At 77.5% G+C, this 2,056-nt stretch carries 1 protein-coding gene; it reads right to left on the bottom strand.

Annotated elements, in window-relative coordinates; translation table 11 throughout:
- Positions 1-2,056: type I polyketide synthase (locus IF43_RS0135400; protein ID WP_030211043.1), on the bottom strand; the 2,056-nt coding region annotated here is incomplete at both ends.

The raw sequence follows: 2,056 nt of genomic DNA, 5'->3' as shown, positions 1-2,056 counted from the left end.
TCAGCGGGTGCTCCGCCGGAACGCCGGCCAGTACGGCCGCCAACGCCTCCCGGTCGGCCACGTCACACGCCGCCCAGGTCACCTCGGCACCCAGATCCGACAGCTCCGCCGCCAACTCGGACGCGCCCGGCGCCCCTTCACCCCTCCGGCTGACGAGCAGCAGGTGCCGTACGCCGTGCTCCGCGACGAGGTGGCGGGCGAACAGGGCGCCGAGCGAACCGCTCGCACCCGTCACCAGCACCGTGCCGTCACCGGCCCCACCCCACGCAGGAGCGGAGGCGGCGGAAGCATCGGCACGGGCCAGCCGCGGCACCAGCACCTCGCCACCGCGCACCGCCACCTCGGACTCGCCCGAGGCCAGGAGGGCGGGCAGCAGGCGGTGGGACGCGTCGCTGCCGTCGGTGTCGGCCAGGACGATCCGGCCCGGGTTCTCGGACTGCGCGGACCGGACCAGGCCCCACACCGGGGCGTGCACCAGGTCCGACGGGCCCTCGCCGGGTACGGCGGCCACCGCGCCCCGCGTCAGGACCAGCAGGCGGGAGTCCGTGAACCGGTCGTCCGCCAGCCACTGCCGGAGCAGTTCCAGCACCCGTCCGGTCTCGGCGTGCACGGCTCCCGCGACCTCCTCCCCGCCGGTCGGCGGCGACAGCGGCAGGCACACGACGGCCGGCCCCGCGAGGGTGCTGAGGGAGTCGTGGGCCTCGTAGCGGACGCCGACGGCGTCCAGGCCCGGGTGGCCGTCCCCGAGCAGGGCCCAGGGGCGCTGCTCGGCAGCGGAGACCGGGCCGACCGGTACGGCCGTCCACGCCACCTGGAACAGCGCGTCCTGGCCGCCGCGGGCGGCGCCGAGCTGCTCGGGCGAGACGGCGCGCAGCGCCAGCGAGGCGACCGAGGCGACGGGCGCCCCCGCCGGGTCGGCGAGCTCCAGCGCGACCGCGTCACGGCCGGCCGGGGCCAGTCGGACCCGTACCGCGGAGGCGCCGGCGGCGTGCAGCCGGACCCCGGTCCACGCGAAGGGCAGCCTGCCCCGTCCGGTGTCCTCGACGAGGGATCCGAGTCCGGCGGCGTGCAGGGTGGCGTCGAGGAGGGCCGGGTGGAGGCCGAACGAGTCGGCCGACCCCGCGGTCTCCTCGTCCAGGGCCACCTCGGCGTACACGGCGTCGCCGTGCAGCCAGGCGGAGCGCAGGCCCTGGAAGGCCGGGCCGTAGTCGAAGCCGGCGGCGGCGAGTCCGTCGTACAGCCCGCCGAGGTCCACGCGTTCGGCGCCGGCCGGGGGCCAGGACGTGAGGTCGGCCGCCGGGGCCGGGGCGGCCCCGGCGGGGGCGGGGGCGAGGACGCCGGTGGCGTGGCGCGTCCACGGCAGGTCGGCCGCGCTGTCCTCGTCACGGGAGTACAGGGACAGGGCGCGCCGTCCGGAGCCGTCGGCCCCGGCGACGGAGAGCCTCAGCTGGACCCCGCCGCGTTCCGGCAGGACCAGGGGCGCCTCCAGGGTCAGCTCCTCCAGGTCGGTGCAGCCGACCTGGTCGCCGGCGCGGACCGCCAGTTCCACGAACGCGGTGCCGGGGAGGAGGACCGAGCCCAGGACGGCGTGGTCCGCGAGCCAGGGCTGGGTGGCCGCGGACAGCCGGCCGGTGAAGAGGAAGCCGTCGGAGTCGGGCAGTTCGACGGCCGCGCCGAGCAGCGGGTGGTCGGTCGTGCCGAGACCGAGGCCGGTGGCGTCCCCGGGGGCGTGCTGTGCGCCGGTCGCGGAGTCCAGCCAGTACCACTCGCGCTGGAAGGCGTAGGTGGGCAGTTCCGCCGGCCGGGCGCCGGTCGGGGCGAAGTACGCCTCCCAGTCCACGGAGGTGCCGCGGACGTGGACCTGGGCGAGGGCCGAGGCCAGGGTGGCGGCCTCCGGGCGGGCGGCGCGCAGGGCGGGCACGCCGGCGGCCGTACCGTCCTCGTCGGTCAGGCAGTTCTGGGCCATCGCGGAGAGGACGCCGTCGGGGCCGAGTTCGAGGTACGTCGTGACGCCGGCGGCTTCCAGGGTGCGGATGCCGTCGAGGAAGCGGACGGC

Origin of the sequence: Streptomyces sp. NRRL S-87 (assembly GCF_000719335.1) — a bacterium.
In the GTDB taxonomy this organism is placed as follows: Bacteria; Actinomycetota; Actinomycetes; order Streptomycetales; family Streptomycetaceae; genus Streptomyces.
The sequence above is the reverse complement of the archived record's forward strand: the minus strand, read 5'-3'. Positions and strand labels throughout refer to the sequence as shown.